The sequence below is a fragment of the Bartonella sp. CL63NXGY genome, assembly GCF_042194905.1.
Lineage (GTDB): Bacteria > Pseudomonadota > Alphaproteobacteria > Rhizobiales > Rhizobiaceae > Bartonella.
Window position 1 is genome coordinate 25,587 of the sequence record NZ_JBHINK010000010.1, and the last position, 18,748, is coordinate 44,334.

The 18,748-nt window shown below is 37.1% G+C and carries 17 protein-coding genes; 11 read left to right on the plus strand and 6 right to left on the minus strand.

Annotation, left to right across the window (positions count from 1 at the left end; genetic code table 11):
* The first annotated feature begins 70 nt into the window (after window positions 1-70).
* The 11 genes from tsf (at window position 71) to lpxB (ending at window position 12,266) form a co-directional block, all read left to right on the plus strand.
* The gene (gene tsf, locus ACFIK0_RS06310; protein ID WP_375660093.1) at window positions 71-994 is read left to right on the plus strand and encodes a translation elongation factor Ts; all 924 of its coding nucleotides are present in this window, start codon (window positions 71-73) and stop codon (window positions 992-994) included.
* Window positions 995-1,151: 157 nt separating this feature from the next.
* Window positions 1,152-1,871, plus strand: coding sequence for a UMP kinase (gene pyrH / locus ACFIK0_RS06315; RefSeq protein WP_273790666.1), 720 nt, complete (start codon window positions 1,152-1,154; stop codon window positions 1,869-1,871).
* A 37-nt stretch (window positions 1,872-1,908) separates the two neighbouring features.
* Window positions 1,909-2,469, plus strand: a complete 561-nt coding sequence (frr, locus tag ACFIK0_RS06320; RefSeq protein WP_273790667.1) for a ribosome recycling factor — start codon at window positions 1,909-1,911, stop codon at window positions 2,467-2,469.
* 724 nt (window positions 2,470-3,193) lie between these two features.
* Window positions 3,194-4,009 (plus strand): phosphatidate cytidylyltransferase, encoded by an 816-nt coding sequence (locus ACFIK0_RS06325; RefSeq protein WP_273790668.1) that lies wholly within the window; start codon window positions 3,194-3,196, stop codon window positions 4,007-4,009.
* Between the two features lie 15 nt (window positions 4,010-4,024).
* Entirely contained in the window at window positions 4,025-5,173 is a 1,149-nt protein-coding gene (locus ACFIK0_RS06330; RefSeq protein WP_375660834.1) for an RIP metalloprotease, read from the plus strand.
* A 211-nt stretch (window positions 5,174-5,384) separates the two neighbouring features.
* Window positions 5,385-7,781 (plus strand): outer membrane protein assembly factor BamA, encoded by a 2,397-nt coding sequence (gene bamA, locus ACFIK0_RS06335; protein WP_273790670.1) that lies wholly within the window; start codon window positions 5,385-5,387, stop codon window positions 7,779-7,781.
* Window positions 7,782-7,846: 65 nt separating this feature from the next.
* Entirely contained in the window at window positions 7,847-8,893 is a 1,047-nt protein-coding gene (lpxD, locus tag ACFIK0_RS06340) for a UDP-3-O-(3-hydroxymyristoyl)glucosamine N-acyltransferase (RefSeq protein ID WP_375663666.1), read from the plus strand.
* 1 nt (window position 8,894) lies between these two features.
* A complete protein-coding gene (fabZ, locus tag ACFIK0_RS06345; protein WP_273790672.1) occupies window positions 8,895-9,362 on the plus strand; it encodes a 3-hydroxyacyl-ACP dehydratase FabZ in 468 nt (155 codons plus the stop codon).
* Between the two features lie 24 nt (window positions 9,363-9,386).
* Window positions 9,387-10,211, plus strand: a complete 825-nt coding sequence (lpxA, locus tag ACFIK0_RS06350) for an acyl-ACP--UDP-N-acetylglucosamine O-acyltransferase (protein ID WP_375663667.1) — start codon at window positions 9,387-9,389, stop codon at window positions 10,209-10,211.
* Window positions 10,212-10,213: 2 nt separating this feature from the next.
* Window positions 10,214-11,086, plus strand: coding sequence for an LpxI family protein (locus tag ACFIK0_RS06355; protein WP_375643547.1), 873 nt, complete (start codon window positions 10,214-10,216; stop codon window positions 11,084-11,086).
* Window positions 11,079-12,266: a lipid-A-disaccharide synthase gene (lpxB, locus tag ACFIK0_RS06360; RefSeq protein ID WP_375631233.1), complete on the plus strand. Its 1,188-nt coding sequence runs from the start codon at window positions 11,079-11,081 to the stop codon at window positions 12,264-12,266. The genes ACFIK0_RS06355 and lpxB overlap by 8 nt, the downstream gene beginning before the upstream one ends.
* 30 nt (window positions 12,267-12,296) lie before the next feature.
* Here the strand turns inward: lpxB and ACFIK0_RS06365 are convergent, their stop codons facing one another.
* The 6 genes from ACFIK0_RS06365 to gltA all read right to left on the minus strand — a co-directional run bounded on the left by ACFIK0_RS06365 (window position 12,297) and on the right by gltA (window position 18,529).
* Complete coding sequence (locus ACFIK0_RS06365; protein ID WP_273790676.1) at window positions 12,297-13,070, minus strand: amino acid ABC transporter ATP-binding protein; 774 nt, start codon at window positions 13,068-13,070, stop codon at window positions 12,297-12,299.
* 79 nt (window positions 13,071-13,149) lie between these two features.
* Window positions 13,150-13,857: an ABC transporter permease gene (locus ACFIK0_RS06370; RefSeq protein WP_273790677.1), complete on the minus strand. Its 708-nt coding sequence runs from the start codon at window positions 13,855-13,857 to the stop codon at window positions 13,150-13,152.
* Window positions 13,854-14,576, minus strand: a complete 723-nt coding sequence (locus tag ACFIK0_RS06375) for an ABC transporter permease (protein WP_273790678.1) — start codon at window positions 14,574-14,576, stop codon at window positions 13,854-13,856. Before ACFIK0_RS06375 ends, ACFIK0_RS06370 begins: the two co-directional genes overlap by 4 nt.
* 79 nt (window positions 14,577-14,655) lie before the next feature.
* Window positions 14,656-15,408: a transporter substrate-binding domain-containing protein gene (locus ACFIK0_RS06380; protein ID WP_375663668.1), complete on the minus strand. Its 753-nt coding sequence runs from the start codon at window positions 15,406-15,408 to the stop codon at window positions 14,656-14,658.
* Window positions 15,409-15,747: 339 nt separating this feature from the next.
* Window positions 15,748-16,500 (minus strand): transporter substrate-binding domain-containing protein, encoded by a 753-nt coding sequence (locus tag ACFIK0_RS06385; RefSeq protein WP_375631230.1) that lies wholly within the window; start codon window positions 16,498-16,500, stop codon window positions 15,748-15,750.
* 733 nt (window positions 16,501-17,233) lie between these two features.
* Complete coding sequence (gene gltA, locus ACFIK0_RS06390) at window positions 17,234-18,529, minus strand: citrate synthase (RefSeq protein WP_273790681.1); 1,296 nt, start codon at window positions 18,527-18,529, stop codon at window positions 17,234-17,236.
* Window positions 18,530-18,748 lie beyond the last annotated feature (219 nt).

An 18,748-nucleotide genomic window follows, 5' to 3' on the forward strand; every position in this document is an offset into this window, starting at 1 on the left:
CTAAAAAAGAAGTTATAGGCGTGCAGAGGGATTTTGCACGCTTTCACTGTTACAAAATAAAGAGGCAAATATGAGCATTACTGCTGCACAAGTAAAAGAACTTCGAGAACTATCTGGCGCTGGTATGATGGACTGTAAAGCCGCTCTAGCAGAGACCAATGGTGATATGGAAGCTGCTGTTGATTGGCTTCGTAAAAAAGGAATAGCTAAAGCAGATAAAAAGGCTGGTCGTACAGCAGCTGAGGGATTAATCGGAGTCGTATCAAAAGATTCACATGCAGTTTTGGTTGAGATTAATTCTGAAACAGATTTTGTTGCACGCAATGATGGATTCCAAGACATTGTGCGTAAAGTAGCAACTGCTGCCTTAGATACGCCAGGGGATGTTGAATCTGTTTCTGTTTCTCTTTATCCAGGCTCTGAGAAGACTGTAGAGCTTACGATTAAAGATGCAATTGGTACAATTGGCGAAAATATGACATTTCGTCGTTCCGCTAAATTGTCTGTTGAGAATGGTGTTGTTGCGACTTATATACACAATAGTGTGGCTGATGGGCTTGGAAAACTTGGTGTTTTGGTTGCGATTGAAACAACAGGAAATAAGGAAGCTGCTCTTGCTTTTGGTCGGCAGGTCGCGATGCATATTGCGGCAACCAATCCATTAGCACTTACAGCACAAGATGTTGATGCTGCTGCTGTTGAGCGTGAAAAAGCAATTTTTTCAGATCAAGCACGTCAGTCTGGAAAACCTGAAAATATCATTGAAAAAATGGTAGAAGGACGTATGCGTAAGTTTTTTGAAGAGGTTGTTTTGCTTTCTCAAGCTTTTGTTATGAATCCTGATATAACTGTTGAGGCCGCTTTAAAGGATGCTGAGAAATTAATTGGTGCTCCAGCAAAAATTACAGGCTTTATTCGTTTTGCATTAGGTGAAGGTGTGGAAAAAGAGGAGTCTGATTTTGCTGCAGAGGTTGCTGCTGCTGTAAAAGGCTAGTTATTGCAAACTCTTGAACAGAGATTTAAAGTCATATCGGTGGTTGTAGAATCTCTGAGGGGAACAATGTAATTGTTGAGAGGGCGTCACGTGAAAAAAGTGGTGCCCTTCGTGATGTCAAAAGCAAAAAGTAAATGGGCTTTTGGGGAGATTATTAATGGCATTAGCACTTCCGTATAAACGTATTCTTTTAAAGGCTTCTGGTGAAGCTCTTATGGGAGGGCAGAATTTTGGCATTGATGTTTCTGTTGTAGACCGTATTGCCGCTGATATTGCAGAAGTGCGCACAATGGGGATAGAAGTTGCGGTTGTTATCGGTGGGGGAAATATTTTTCGTGGCGTTGCTGTTGCTTCGCATGGTGGGGACCGAGTGACAGGTGATCATATGGGAATGCTTGCAACTGCTATTAACTCTTTAGCATTGCGAACATCTTTGACAAAATTAGGGGTTGAAACTGTTGTACTCTCTGCGATTGCTATGCCACAAATTTGTGAAAGTTTCTCGCAACGTAAAGCAATAGCTTATATGAATCAGGGAAAAGTTGTTATTTTTGCAGGTGGTACAGGAAATCCATTTTTTACCACTGATTCTGCTGCTACTTTACGTGCAGCAGAAATTGGTGCGGATGTCCTTCTTAAAGGAACACAAGTTGATGGTATTTATTCAGCAGATCCAAAAATAGACCCTACGGCTAAGCGTTTTGACCAATTAACACATGTTGAAGTTTTGCAATGGGGATTATCTGTTATGGATTCAACGGCGGTCACTTTAGCACGTGAGAACAATGTACCGATTATTGTGTATTCCATTCATGAAAAAGGCGGTTTGGCTAAGGTCTTGAATGGAACAGGACGCTTTACAATAGTATCGGAATAAGGGTAAGCTTCAAAGGACAATTGAAGGAGACAGAAATATGAATGTTACATCAATTATGGATGATCTGAAACGTCGCATGGATGGTGCCATTACGGCTTTTAAACATGAATTAGGTGGTTTGCGGACTGGACGTGCATCGGCCAGTTTATTAGAGCCGTTGACCGTTGAATCTTATGGTTCTGTTGTGCATATAAATCAGGTTGCTAATATTTCTGTTCCCGAACCTCGGATGCTTTCTGTTTCTGTATGGGATAAAACGATGGTCGGAGCTGTAGAGCGCGCTATTCGCGATTCTGGTCTTGGTTTAAATCCCATAACTGATGGTACGAATCTACGTATTCCTTTGCCTGAGTTGAATGAAGAGCGCCGTAAAGAACTTGTAAAAATTGCGCATCACTATGCAGAGCAAGCGCGTGTTGCTACACGTCATGTCCGTCGGGATGGTCTGGACAATTTGAAAAAGTTAGAAAAAGATGGTGAAATTGGACAAGATGAAGCCCATAGTTTGTCTGAAAAAGTTCAAAAACTCACAGATGAAACTATTGCTGATATTGATAAAATTTTAGCCGTAAAAGAATCTGAAATTATGCACGTTTAAGACGGTTTTGTCGCTAGAAAAAGGATGTTATACTCCCAAGCCTGTAAATTGTTTCTAGGGATAATAGGAGGGGTGGTGTGTTCTGTGATAGCAAGGTGTGATGCAGGAAGGTATTCTATCATTTTGATATGGGAGAGACTGATTTGAAAGGGCAGATGTTTAAATTTTTTAATCTGCGTGGTAAATCATGCCCTTTGCTGGAAGACACTATTTAACAGCATAGTGTGGGCTTTTAGTTGAGTACGTCTTTGTTAAACTGCATAATGAAAGCATTATTAGAAATTATTCAAATATTCTAAGATGAAGGTTGGGGAAAGAATATTAAGCCTAACCTTTCTCTTATTTCTCATTATAAAACATGTGGGTATGATCGATCAAGCAGATGTTATGTGGCATAATTCGTTTTTTAATGACGAATAGTTGATAGAAAAGTGTTTTTATACGAAACCTATATTAGTTAATTTGTATGGGGCAGAGGTAGCTGCTTTTTCATTTTATATTTGAGAAAATATTAAAAAAATATTTAGGATTAATCTTGACTGAGATTTTTGAAGCTGTTTTCATTGATTATTAGTCTCATAAGCGCTATCTTAGTAGACTGAATTATTTATGATAAATTATAAGAGAAATTATACAGGTATGAGATAAAAACACTGCGTAGGGGAATTTTTCTTGCGTTAATTTCAGGGCTTGTATTTTCTATTTTTATTGTTTGGATGTTGTTTTGTCTAATTTGGTTTATCGTATTCTGACAGCTTTTGTTTTTGGCGTTATTGCGTTGTATCTAACATGGTTGGGAGGAAACTTCTTTTTTTTATTTGTATGGTGTATTGGCGGTTTTGTTCTTTATGAGTGGATGAGTATTACTAAAGAGAAGTGGTGTGTTTTACAAAAAATATTAGCAAGTATCTTTTACTTGATCTTTGGCTTTTTTTTAGTGTTGAGTGTATCTGCTCCGTTGATTTTTTGTGTTTTAATCGTTTTGGCTGCGGTGTTGGCTATTATATCTATAAAAAAGAGTGGTTGGGTTTTTTGTGGTTTTTTATATGCATCTTTTCCTGTTGTTGCTTTATGCTTTCTACGGGATCATGAAATGTTGGGGTTCCAAGTTGTTATTTTCTTATTTACGATAGTGTGGGGAACAGATATTGGTGGTTATTTTATCGGACGTGCATTAGGGGGCCCTAAATTAGCACCACAATTTTCTCCTAATAAAACATGGTCAGGAGCACTTGGTGGTACATTTGTCGGAGTTTTCGGTGGTATATGGGTTGCTTTTGGATTTTTTGATATAAATTTAGCTAGTTTTTTTGTGCCACTCCTTACACTTGTTTTATCAATTGTTTCACAATTGAGTGATTTAGGGCAATCGTGGCTCAAAAGACGGTTTTCTGTTAAAGATTCTAGTTCTTTATTGCCTGGACATGGTGGTTTTATGGATCGTATAGATGGATTGGTAGGGGCAGCTTTTCTTCTTTATTTAATTGGTTCATTTATGTCTGATATGGATGCGCCTTTTAATCTTTTTAGTATGATCTAATTGGGAGAAGATCGTTTGGAACTTTTAAATCATATCGTCACTATGGGTGATTTTCTTTTAAGAAGTTTGAGTATTCTTTTCATCATTATGATTATCATTTTTGTGCACGAATTTGGGCATTATCTCATTGGTCGGTGGTGTGGTATTAAGGCGTTAATTTTTTCGCTTGGATTTGGACCAGAAATAGCGAGTTATACAGATAAGCATGGCACGAAGTGGCGTTTAGCACTTATCCCCTTAGGAGGTTATGTAAAATTTGTTGGGGATGAGGAAAAAATCGATACGGAATCATTCCAATCATCTCTGATTGTCGATGGTTCATTTGCTAGTGCGCATGCTTGGAAAAAAGCAGCAACTGTTTTTGCCGGTCCTTTCTTCAATGCCCTTTTTACTGTTGTTATTCTAACATTTTTTTTCTTTATCTATGGTCGTGTAGCCATTGAGCCCGTTGTTGGTTCTTTGGTAAAAGATAGCCCTGCTCTTCAATCCGGTTTGGAATTAGGTGATCGTTTTGTTGAAATGGATGGACGACGGGTTGAAAGCTTTGAAGATTTGATGAATTATGTAGCTTTTCACGGAAGAGAACCCATAGAGTTTAAAATAGAACGCATGGGGCGAGTCTTTACAACCATGATTACCCCGAAAGTCGTTGAGCGAGATGATGGATTTGGTAATCGAACACGAAGTGCTATGATAGGTGTAGGTGTTCCTGTTGATTTAAATAATCCAGCACATTTAGATCCAACTTATATAAAACATATTCGCTATGGTTTTGTAACAGCTGTAAGAGAAGCGTCAGACCGTACTGTGTTTATCGCCACTCAAACCGTTCTTTTTATGAGTCGTTTAATAGGAGGCAAAGAGGATCGTTGTCGGCTAAGTGGACCTTCTAAAACCGTTAAAATTGCTTGGAAAGTGAGCGAGACAGGTTTTATCTCTTTGTTGAATTTGGCAGCTTTTCTTTCAATAAGTGTTGGGCTTATTAACCTTTTTCCGATTCTACCGCTTGACGGTGGGCATCTTTTATTGCATGTCATTGAGGTCATTACTGGGAGAAAAATATCTGCCAAAATTCAGGGAATCGTTTTTCGTTTAGGTTTTTCCATTCTTCTCCTTTTTATGATCTTTGTCTTTTTTAATGATTATTTTTGTTGGTTTAGCTAATTAAATTATGGAAAACGCTTTATAAATTAAGTAATAATAGCAAAAACAAATTTAAGGTTGTTTACCATGTCTACAAAATGTTGTGGCGTTGTAGATTATAATGAGTAATTAAGGAATGAAAAGTCTCGCTGTAAAGCTGTAAAAAGGTTGTTATGGCAGTTAGCTTTTTAAGGCATCATGTCCAAGGAACGAGAGTAAGGTAAAAAAGCCAATGACTACGAATTCAAAGTTTTTAAATGCAGCATCTGTATTGGTGTTAAAGATGGGGATGATTGCCCCAGCAACGGTTTTTATGTCAATTGCTGCGGTCGGAGAAATACAAGCGTCTGTAGTCCGCTCTATTGAGGTTCGTGGGAATAAGTTTGTAAGTTCTCAGGCGATTCGAGACAATATGGGGATTAAGGTTGGGCAAGGTGTTTCCAGTGGTGATGTTGATAGTGCTGTGAAGAACCTTTTCGAATTGGGTTTATTTTATGATGTTAAAATAAATCCGGTGGGTGATAAATTGGTTGTATTCGTAAAAGAATATGAGGTTGTCAATCAAATATTGTTTCAAGGAAATAAATCTTTTAAAGACCCAGATCTTAAGCGGTTTATTTCTTTAAAACCGAATGAGCCTTTTAATTCTGCTAAGCTTTCTGCTGATATAAATACAATTCGTGAGGCTTATAAAACTCTTGGTCGTAATAATATCACTGTTAACGTTCAAACGATTAACCTTGGAAAAGGGCGGGTTAATGTGGTATTTAATGTCGTTGAAGGGAAAAAAACAAAGATTGGTGATATCACTTTTAAGGGCAATAGTGTCTTTGGAAGTCGCCGTTTGCGTGATGTGATTTCAACAAAAACTTCAGGAATTTTTTCGAAGTTGTTGGGAGGTGATGTTTACAGTGAAGAGCGCCTCGCTGTTGATGAAGAAGCTTTACGTCGCTTTTATTATAACCGTGGTTATGCAGATTTTCGTGTAGTCTCTTCTAAAGCAACTTTTGATGCAGCAAGCAATACGTATAAAATTTCTTTCGTTCTTGATGAGGGTGCGCTCTATAAAATTAGCGATATTCAGGTTGAAAGTGATGTTGATGGAATTGACGTTCAATCTGTGAAAAGGGTGCTTAAAACCCAGCCAGGTAATGTTTATAGTGCAGAAGATATTGAACAGTCTGTTGCAACTATTAATAACAAAGTTGCTGATTCGGGATATGCTTTTGCTAAAGTTGAACCGCGGGGAAATCGTAATTTAGCAAATCATACAATTTCAATTTTATATAATATTGAACAGGGTACACGTGCTTATATTCAACGTATTGATATACGTGGCAATGAGAAAACGCGTGATTACGTCATTCGCCGTGAGATTGATTTAAATGAAGGAGATGCTTACAATCAAACTTTACTACAGCGGGCGAAACGTCGTCTAGAAAGTTTAGGTTTCTTCAAAGCCGTTAATATTTCAATGGTTCCCACAGATCAATCTGACCAAGTTGTTTTGGTAATAGATGTCGTTGAAGCTTCAACAGGAGATCTCTCTCTTTCTGGAGGGTATACAACAGGGGGAACAAGTCCTGGTATGTCACTTGAAGTTTCTGTTACTGAACGTAATCTTGGGGGACGTGGTCAATATGTTCGTTTAGGATTAGGTGCGGGGCAAGAAAAATCTCGTAATTATAATTTATCATTTGTTGATCCTTATTTCTTAGGATATCGTTTATCTGCTGGCGTTGATGTTTTTCGTAGTACTTATCGTGCTGATAAAGCCTATGATGTACGGCAGACAGGTGGATCGTTGCGGTTTTCGTTACCTATTAATAATCAATTATCTGCTAATGTAGCTTATTCTTATGTGCAGGAAGAATATGATTTTGGCGGAGAGTATGATTTTGACAAAGAGGGTGACATAATAGAATTATATGGGAAATATTCTGGTGCGATTGTTCAAGCTGCAAAACACAGCCCTTGGAAACGTTCATCAATTAGTTATGGTTTCACCTATAATACGATTGATGATATGAGATCCCCCCATGATGGGTGGTACGTGCATCTGCTTCAGGAATATGCAGGGCTTGGTGGGAGTGCAAAGTTCTTGAAGACCACGGGTAAGGCGATGATGTACAAGACTCTTTCTGACCAGAAGGATATCGTTGGTTTGCTTTCCTTTGGAGGTGGTTATATCCATGAAGTAGGCAAAGAAGGTGTTCGTATTTTCGATATGTTTAAAGTAAATTCTGATATGATTCGAGGGTTCAAATATAATGGAATAGGTCCGCGCCAGGTTTCCAGTAAGGGTGAGGTTTATTTCTTGGGGGGAACGACATATATGAATGCGACTGCTGAAGTACAGTTTCCTATCCCTGTTGTGCCTGAAGGATTCGGGTTGCGCGGTGCTTTATTTGCGGATATTGCCACGCTTTATGGCAATAATTATAAAGCCGTTTTTCAGGGTGAACCGTCTGTTACCAATACCAAAAGTGCTTGGCGTTCATCTGCAGGTGTGAGTTTGATGTGGGATTCTCCGTTTGGTCCTTTGCGTTTTGATTATGCTTGGCCAATAACGAAGCAGGAAGGTGATCGTTTGCAACAATTGAATTTTGGTATTTCTACGAAGTTCTGATTTGAGCGATTTTAAGAAGGAAAAATTTGAAGAGAATAGCTTAAGCTGGGAGAGAAAGTGTTTTGATGGCGGATACATTTTTTTTTACGCCGTCCCGACGATTGACAGTTGCAAATGCTGCTGAGTTGACGGGTGCAAAGCTTCTTAATCCAGAGTTTTCTCATAAAGTTATCAATACTCTTTCTTCACTTGAGAGTGCTGTGGAAGGTTCGCTTGTTTTTGTAGAGCATCGGAAGTTTTCTGATGCTTTACTGGACAGTTCTGCTGTTGCTGTTTTGTGTACGAATGAGATTGTTTTTAAAGTTCCTGAAACTATGGCAATTTTGGTGACATCCACACCACAGCGTGACTTTGCTCAGATTGGTCGTATTTTGTTTCCAGATTCTGTCAAGCCAATGCCTTGGTTGGGGCAGAAGGGGATTTCATTACATGCGCATATTCATCCAACGGCTAAGTTGGCACATAATGTGTGTATTGAAGCGGGAGCTGTTATTGGTAAAAATGTTGAGATTGGTGCAGGAACTCTTATTTCATCCACAGCTGTTATCGGTGAAAATTGCCGTATTGGATGTGACTGCTATATTGCTCCTAAGGTAACAGTTCAGTGTTCTATAATAGGTGATAAGGTTCAGCTTTATCCTGGCGTTTGCATTGGACAAGATGGTTTTGGTTATGTTGGAGGCGGAGTTGGAATCGAGAAAATTCCACAGCTTGGTCGTGTTATTATTGAGGATGGTGTAGAAGTTGGTGCGAACACGACAATTGATCGTGGGACATTTCAAGATACTGTTATTGGTGAAGGAAGCAAGATTGATAATCTTGTACAAATTGCCCACAATGTAAAAATTGGACGCTATTGTCTTATTGCCGCTCAATGTGGCATTGCGGGAAGTACATCTATAGGGGATATGTCTCAGCTTGGCGGAAGTGTGGGAGTAGCTGATCACATCATAATAGGTAAATCTGTTCAGATTGCTGCTCGTAGTGGTGTTATGAATGACATTCCGGATGGCGAAAAATGGGGAGGTAGTCCAGCGCGACCATTTAAACAATGGTTTCGTGAAGTAGCGGCGTTGCGCAGTATGGGAAAAGTTAAAAAGGAGAAACGCTGATATGATCAGCAGTGAAAAAACTAAAAACTTAGAGGCTGTCGATATTGAAAAACTATTATCAATATTACCGCACCGTTATCCATTTTTATTGATTGATCGTATCGTTGATATTGATGGTGAACAAGAAGCGATTGGTATTAAAAATATAACGATTAATGAGCCACATTTTACGGGACATTTTCCCGCAAAGCCTGTTATGCCTGGAGTTTTGATTTTAGAAGCTATGGCACAAACGGCAGGAGCAATAGCACTTTTAAATTTAGGCAATAAGCAAACAAATTTAGTTTACCTTATGACGGTTGATAATGCGAAATTTCGTAAGCCGGTTATGCCTGGTGATCAGCTCAAGATTCATGTTCAGCTTTTGAAAAAAAGATCTGGTATGAGACGTTTTTCATGTGTTGCAAAAGTAGAAGATGTCCGCGTCGCTGAAGCAGAAATTGCTGCAATGATTGTCGAAGAAGAATAAACGATATTTGATGGGAATTTAAAAATGTCCGGTACGAAAATCCATCCAACTGCTCTTGTGGAGAAGGGAGCGCAGCTTGGTGAGAATGTACGCGTTGGACCATTTTGCCATATTAGTTCAGAGGCTGTTATTGGTGATGAATGTAGTTTGACAAGTCATGTTGTAATAATGGGAAAGACAACATTAGGAGCCAAGAGTAAAGTATTTTCTCATGCTGTTTTGGGGGCAGATCCGCAAAATAATAAACATAAAGGAGGAGCTACAACTCTTTTTATTGGTAAGAATTGTACGATTCGTGAAGGTGTAACAATGCATAGGGGTTCCGATTCGAGTGTAGGAATGACAGTTGTTGGTGATAATTGCCAATTTTTTTGTTATGCGCATATCGCTCACGATTGTTATGTAGGCAATCATGTAACATTTGCCAATAACGCAATGATTGCTGGTCATGTCACTGTTGGTGATTATGTGATTATTGGTGGTGGTGCTGCTGTTCATCAATTTGTTCGTGTTGGACATCATGCATTTATCGGCGGCGTATCTGCACTGGTTGGTGATCTGATACCTTATGGAACAGCTGTTGGTGTGCAGGCAAAACTTGCCGGCCTCAATATTATTGGCATGAAGCGTGCAGGACTTGAGCGTCAAGATATTCATGCACTCCGTCATGCAGTTGCCATGCTTTTTGATCATAGCAAACCATTTAAAGAGCGTGTTAGTGATGTTGCTTCTTTCTATTCTTCTTCTCAGTCTGTTTCTGAAGTTGTTAATTTTATTAAAGAAGAAGGAAAGCGTTTTTATTGTACACCAAAATTTGAAGGTGATAGAATAAAAGAACATAAGGATTAAAAATGCCTATTTGGGGAGCCAGAAGTTTTCTTTCCGGCCGTACTGCTATTATAGCAGGAAATGGTGTTCTACCGATTACTGTTGCGCAGACTCTTGAGAAGAATGGAGAAAATCCTTTTCTTGTGCTTTTGCATGGTGAGGCAGATTCTGTTCTTTATCGCTATGAGCATTGCGAGCTATCAATTGTAGAGTTAGCGCGACTCGTTAAAATTTTAAAAGAGGCTGGTGTATATAATGTTGTTTTGGCAGGTGGTGTGAAAAAGCGTCCACTTCTTAAACAATTGCGACTGGACTGGACAACATTTTTAGCTCTTCCTAAGTTAATCGGAGCTTTGAAGAGGGGGGACGATGCGTTATTAAAAGCTTTTATACGGGTTATTGAAGCACACGGTTTTTGTGTTATCGGTGCTCACGAAATAGTCCCAGATCTTTTAGCTCCCATAGAATTTAATTTAACAGTACGGCGCGCTACTCCAAAAGAGAAAAAAGATATTTTTTTAGCAGTAGAAGCAGCAAAGCTTTTAGGTCAATTAGATATCGGGCAAGCCGTTGTCGTTGTCCAAGGAAGGGTGGTTGCTCTGGAGGGTGCTGAGGGAACTGATAATATGTTGTGGCGTGTTTGTGAAATGCGAGAAAGAGGGCAAATTCCCCTTAAAGGTGGCATTCTTGTAAAATGTGCAAAACCACAACAGGATAATCGCGTTGATTTGCCATCAATTGGGCCAGCGACAATAATGAATATTGCAAAGAGTGGTTTATCTGGTGTTGCGGTGGAGGCAAATAGAAGTCTAATATTATCGGTGAAAACAACAATAGAAAAAGCCAACAAATATTCTCTATTTATAGAGACATTTGAAAGGTTTGGTCATGAATAATTGTTTCTTAAAGATTGCTGTGGTTTCAGGTGAGGAATCTGGTGATTTACTTGGGGCCGATTTAATTACTTGTTTATCACAACAGATAGGATGCAATATTCATTTGATTGGTGTTGGGGGGAGGCATTTAAAGGCATTAGGTTTAAAAAGCTTTTTTGATTCCCATGATATTGCTTTAATAGGTTTAAAGGAAGTATTGAAAAAACTACCATTGTTGTTGCTACATATTCGCAATTTATCCAAATTTATTGCACAAGAACAACCTGATTGTTTAATTATTATTGATAGTCCTGATTTCACACATCGTATTGCAAAAAAGGTACGTGCTTTAGCGCCTTCTATTCCTATTATTAAATATATTGCACCAACCGTTTGGGCATGGAGGCCAGAGCGTGCAAAAGCTATGCGTGGATTTGTTGATCATGTTTTAGCGGTTTTTCCTTTTGAAGAAAAGATTATGCAAGATTTGGGAGGCCCTGCCACGACCTATGTTGGACATCGTCTTTTGACATATCCTCCCCTTTTGAGAGTTCAGTCAGAAAAAAAAAGCCAATTAGAACAAAGAAATTTGATCGATACACAAATATCATCGCCTACATTAGTTATTTTGCCAGGATCACGCAATTTAGAAATTCGTTCCTTAATGCCTATTTTTCGAGAAACAGTAGAGATTCTTGTACAACGTATTCCTCATTTACGTATTATTTTACCAACCTTACCTCATTTGGTAGATAGAATCCGTGATTTTGTGCAAGGCTGGAAAAGCAAGATAGAAATTGTCGTTGGTGAAGATGAAAAATGGCGTGCTTTTGCACAAGCAGATGTTGCTCTTGCGGCACATGGAACTGTTTCACTTGAATTAGCCTTAGCAAAAATTCCTATGGTTCTTTGCTATAAACTTGATCGTTTTTCTAAATTATTTATTTTTCCTAAAATGATGTTATGGAGTGCTGCTCTTCCAAATATTATTGCTGATAAGCCTATTGTTTCGGAATATTTGAATGAATTAATCCGTCCTGGTATGTTAGCAAGACAAGTAGAACAACTTTTGGCTAATCCTTTATTGCGACAGGCACAACTTGATGCCTTTGAGATGGTAGAACAGAAAATGAAAACTGAAGTACCATCAGGGGTTGTTGGCGCACAAACAATTATCGCTCTTTTAAAAAAACAGGAATAAAATTGTATAAATAAAGCAATATTTTAATGATTAATATTTAATTTTAGCAAGAAAATTACAAGCACGTTGGCTTTTAGGATTGGTAAAAAATTCTTCAGAGGCTGTATCTTCAACAATTTTTCCATTTTCTAGAAAGAGTATTCTTTCTGAGACTTTACGTGCGAAGCCCATTTCATGGGTAACACAAAGCATTGTGATCCCTGTGTCGGACAATCGAGCCATCACTTCCAAAACTTCTCCCACACTTTCTGGATCAAGAGCAGAGGTTGGTTCATCAAAAAGCATGACTTCAGGTTCCATACAAAGTGCACGGGCAATCGCAACACGTTGTTGTTGCCCACCAGAAAGTTGTAAAGGATATTTTTCACAGTGTTTTTCAATACCAACATGTGTTAAGTAACGAATTGCCCGTTCTTGTGCTTGTTGTTTGGAAAGCCCTTGAACGGTCATAGGTGCTAAAATACAATTTTGTATAACGCTCATGTGGGGAAATAAATTAAAATTCTGAAAGACCATTCCTATCTTACGAAGAACTTTTTTTTGCTGTTGTATAGGAGCGGTATGGATATCAACGTTATGGATACAGATTGAACCTTTTTGTGCTTGTTCTAATTGATTAATACAACGAATTAACGTTGATTTTCCTGATCCGGATGGTCCACAAATAACGATATGTTCACCAGCTTGAACATTAAAGTTGATATCATGTAGGACCTGAAAGTTTCCATACCATTTATTTAGATTTTGAATAGAGATCACTGGTTTTTTATTGGGAGAGATCGATTTATTATTTTTCAAATTCATCTTATTTTATTCTTTCATTGATGAATAACGTGATTAATTCAACATTTTGGTTTGGTAAAGTTTTTTATGATCATTTTATTTAACGTAAATATCGAGTGAGGCGCTGTTCGATAAAAACAATAAAACGATGAATGAGTTCAACGATAAAGAGATAGATAAGAGCAGCCCAAACGTAAACTTGAAAATCAAAAGTCCGTGAATAAGTGAGTTTAGCAACTCCCATTAAATCATAAACAGTAATAAGTGAGGCAACAGCACTGGATTTAATCATTAAAATCAACTCATTTCCTAGGGGGCGTAATGCTACAATCATTGCTTGTGGAAGAATAACTCTAAAAAATGTGACAGAGTTGCTTAAACCTAAAGCTTTTGATGCTTCACGTTGTCCAGTTGTTACGGATAAAAAACTTCCTTTAAAGATCTCAGATTGATAGGCAGCAGAATTGAGTGTAAAAATAAAAAGACAACAATACCACGCGTTTTGAAAAAACCACCATAGTCCCACCTGTTGCCAAAAACTATTCATTGACCCAAGCCCATAATAAAAAAGAAAGAGTTGAGCTAATAAAGGAGAGCCACGGAAAAAATAGACATAAGCATTTGCAAAATATTGTAAAAATGTATTCTTTGATAGACGAGCAAAAGCGATAAGCATACCAAGAAAAAGACCTAGAGAACAAGAGATAGAAACAAGCTCAACAGTAACAATAAAGCCATTAATAAATTTGGGTCCATAATGGCTTAAAAGATCAGGATTAAAAAGGAAATAAAGCCACTCAGGAATCATTGACCTAGCACCTTTTTATAGCCTATTTGAGTGTATGTTTCCAAATGGCGTAAGATTGCAGTAAAAACCGCTGAAAATAACAAATAGAGTAAGCATGCTACAAAATAAAATAGCATGGGTTTATTGGTAGCAGCGACAGCTAAATTCGTTTGTCGCATGAGGTCAACAAGCGCGATGGTAGAAACAAGGGATGTATCTTTCAGTAAAGTAAGCCAATTATTAGAAAGTCCTGGCAAGGCATTTCGGATGAGCTGAGGGAAGACAATACGAAAAAATGTGGTTGACCGTGAAAGTCCTAAAGCTTTAGCCGCTTCATATTGACCTTTATCAAAAATATTAAATGCTCCAAGCCAAACTTCACAAGAAAAAGCTGCAAGAACCATACTAAGTGCAAGAACACCAGCAACAAATGCATTGATACTGAACATGATTTCAAAATTAAAATAGTCAAATAAATTTTGAATAAGGCTTTGTAATCCGTAGTAAACTAAAAACAAAGTTAAAAGCTCTGGTAGCCCACGGAATACTGTTGAAAAGAGGCGTGCCATAGCTTTGGCCATCTTAATATTGGATCGAATCATCACTGCATTGAGAAGTCCTAGAGGAAATCCTAGAAAGCCACAACATAATGCCAATGACAAAGTCATTCCTGCACTGGAAAGTATAACCACTCCCCATCCACCATTGCTAAATGATAGCAATGCTAAATTTTCAATCATTCCTGTGTTCCTCATGAAAGAGTTCGATAATATTTTTTAGCAATAACCAGTAGGTTTCATTTAAATATCATATCGATATTTAATAAACATCACCTGTAAAATACTTTCTCATAATTTTTTCATAAGTTCCATCCAAACGGATTTCTTTTAGCGCCTTATTGAACTTATTTTTAAGTTCATTATTATTTTGACGGACTGCAATTGCAATAGGAAATCTTGTTTCTTCTAGAGTTCCCAAGAGGAGACAGCAATCTTTTCCTTCATTTTTAAGCCAATTTAATGCTTGTAATTTATCAACAATAATCACATCAAGTCGATGATTTAAAAGGTCACGATTCACTTCTATTGTGGAAGGGTAGAGTTTGATTTTCACCTCTTTAGAAGCATAATGATCTTCTGCATAGAAAGCTTGTGTTGTATTTGATTGCACACCAAGATTTTTACCTCTAAAGTCTTGTGTCGAGATTTCTTTAATTCCCGAAGCTTTGGTAACGATAACAGCCAGTGCTGTATCGTAGTAAGGATCTGTGAAGTCAATTTTTTGTAAGCGCTCTTGTGTGAGAGAGAGGGAAGCAATGATAGCATCATATTTTTTTGCAATAAGTCCAGGGATCATTCCCTCGAAGTCTTGTGTAACAATAGTACACTCAACATTCATTTTTTTACAAAGTGCATAAGATATATCAATATCAAGTCCCTGCAATTTATTATTTGAGTCAATATAACTAAAGGGAGGGTAGGTGCCTTCACTCGCAATTTTTAATGTTTTCGCATCAGCCAATTGGGTGAATAGTACGGTGCTTATTATAAGAGCTCCTGCTAATAATTTCATGATGTTCTCCTATTGGATAAGCGGGCAAATATGAAATCATTATGTTTTTATAATCTGTAAGCTTTTTTGGAGCAATTCAAAAATTTATTGATGCTTATTTTAGATCATTATGTTGGGCATTATTATCAAAAAATTAGATTTTGATACGATAAAAATACAACTTTATCGTTGTCATTAGATTCTATAAAGTGTTTAAATATTGAGGAACAATTAAAAATTATTTTGATAAATGTAAATTTTCTTATAGAAATGCCGAATTTCCAATTATACCTGCATGTCCAATAAAGAGTTAAAGATACTCCTTAAATATACAGATTGAATTTTAATTCATAGTGAGATCTAATCGATATCGAAAGTAAAATATTTTCTCATAATTTTCTCATAGGTTCCATCGGCGCGGATTTCTTCTATTGCTTTATTAAAACTGTTTTTAAGATCATTATTATTTTGACGGAGTGCAATTGCAATAGGAAAATTTGTTTTTTCTAGAGTTCCCAATAGGAGACAGCAGTCTTTTCCTTCATTTTCAAGCCAATTTAATGCTTTTAATTTATCAAAGATGATGATATCAAGCCGATGGCTTAAAAGATCACGATTAACTTCTGCTGCTGTAGGATAAAGTTTGATATTAACTCCTTCAGAGGCATAATGATCTTCCGCATATGCAGCTTGTGTTGTATTTGATTGTACACCAAGGTTTTTACCTCTAAAGGCTTGTGTTGAGATTTCTTTAATTTCCGAATTTTTGGTAACAATAACAGCGAGTGCTGTATTGTAGTAAGGATCTGTAAAATCAATTTTTTGTAAGCGCTCTTTTGTAGGAGAAAGGGAAGAAACAATAGCATCGTATTTTTTGGCAAGAAGACCGGGAATCATCCCCTCGAAGTCTTGTGTGACAATAGTACATTCAACATTCATTTTTTTGCAAAGAGCATAAGATATATCAATATCAAACCCTTGAAGTTCGTTATTTGAGTCAATATAACTAAATGGCGGATAAGAAGCATCGCTTGCAATTTTCAGCGTTTGAGAATTGGCCGATAGGGTAAATAGTGTCGCGCTTATTATAAGAGCTCCTGCTAATAATTTCATTATGTTCTCCTATTAGATAAGCTGGCAAATATGAAACCATCATGAATTTTTATAATCTGTAAGCTCTTTTGGAGCAATGTAAAAAATTTATCTGTGGTCATTTTGCTATCATTATGCTGAATATCATTGTCAAAAAATAATTTCTTTTTATCAAGTATGGGAATAAAAAATACAGGAAAGAAGGACACCTCTATTGATTATATGATTTAATGATTTTACTTAAAAAATCAATAATTTATCTTTAAAAGAAAAACTATTAACTTAAATACAAAGAAAATTTCAGCTCTTAACAGGACAAAATGTAAAGTATTTTTATTCGAATCTATTTGAAGAGGGATAAGAAGTTTTGGCATCTTAGAAAAGCACTTAATGTAAGCCTTTTGCAATTTTATCTGAAGAAGATAGAAAGAAAAATTCTGACATTGCTAGATTTTAATATGTAATAGGGCTTTTAAACATGGGGGAATGATAGGGAATACATTTCTATTAAAGATAATGAGGATTATAAGGTAAAATTTTCAATTTCTTTTTGCTAAATGTTTGGCTAATTCGCAGAAAAGTATTCTCAATTTCTTTACAGAGCTAAAACTTAGAATTTTTTAGTAAATTTTTATGATGATGTTATCTCTGTAGAAAGAGTTTTAAAATCACGTTTTATAAAAATTCTTAAAGGATGTTTTTTGATTACTCTCAATAAAGCTTCAGTAAATTGAAGCTTTATTGATCTCTTTTTTTAATTTGCACGTTCATCTATAGGAACATAGTCACGCATAGCATAGCCTGTGTAGAGTTGTCGAGGACGACCAATTTTTTGTGCAGGGTCTTCAATCATTTCTTTCCATTGTGCCACCCACCCGACACTGCGCGCCAATGCAAAAAGGACAGTAAACATTTCAGTTGGAAAACCTAGAGCTTTTAATGTAATGCCGGAATAGAAATCAACATTGGGATAAAGCTTTTTCTCAATAAAATATTCATCACTTAAGGCAATTTTTTCAAGCTCTATTGCAATATCAAGAAGAGGGTCATCTTGAATGTTGAGTTCTTTTAAAACTTTATGACAGGTTTTTTGCATGATTTTTGCACGTGGATCATAATTTTTATAGACACGGTGCCCAAAGCCCATAAGGCGGAAAGGATCATTTTTATCTTTTGCACGTGCAATAAATTCAGGAATTCTTTTAATAGAACCTATTTCTTGTAGCATTTTTAGACATGCTTCATTGGCACCACCATGTGCTGGTCCCCAAAGGCATGCAACTCCTGCTGCAATACAGGCAAACGGATTAGCACCCGAGGATCCAGCAAGACGTACCGTAGATGTAGAAGCATTTTGTTCATGATCTGCATGAAGGATAAAGATTTGATCCATCGCCCGAGCAAGCACAGGGTTTGTTTTATATTCTTCACAAGGAACTGCAAAGCACATATGGAGGAAATTTGCAGCATAATTAAGATCATTACGTGGATAAACAAATGCTTGTCCGATACTGTATTTATAGGCCATAGCAGCAAGCGTTGGAACTTTTGAGATAAGACGAACAGAAGCAATCATTCTCTGGTGAGGATCTGTAATATCAATAGAGTCGTGATAGAACGCAGACATAGCGCCAAGGCAGGCAACCATGACGGCCATAGGATGAGAATCACGACGGAAGCCATGGAAGAAGCGTGCAAACTGTTCGTGTACCATGGTATGCTGCATAATACATCGATCAAATTCATTTTTTTCTTGCTGTGTTGGGAGTTCACCATAAAGTAAAAGATAACAACTTTCGAGAAAGTCTCCTTTTTCAGCCAATTGATCAATAGGATAACCACGATAAAGCAATATACCTTTATCACCATCGATATAAGTAATTTTTGATTCACAAGAAGCTGTTGAAGTAAAACCAGGATCATAAGTAAAAATATCGGTTTTTTTGTAGAGAGAAGCAATTTCAATGACTTCAGGTCCACTCGTGCCTTTACGCAAGGGAAGCTCTACTTTTTTATCATTCACAATAATATATGCGTTATTCTCAGACATTCGGTATTCCTTTCAGATCCTTCACTTCTAAAAATTAAGACTCTGCTTCATCAGAGTGGGGGATGTATAACTGAAGCTTTTCTTACTTATATTAAGGGTAGATTGCCTCTAAAAGTGAGTACATGCAATCTAAAAATATTTCCTTATTGATCATTATTACTCAATAAGAAATGTATTTCAATGATATAACATAAAAAACTCTTTTAGGGCGCGTTGAGA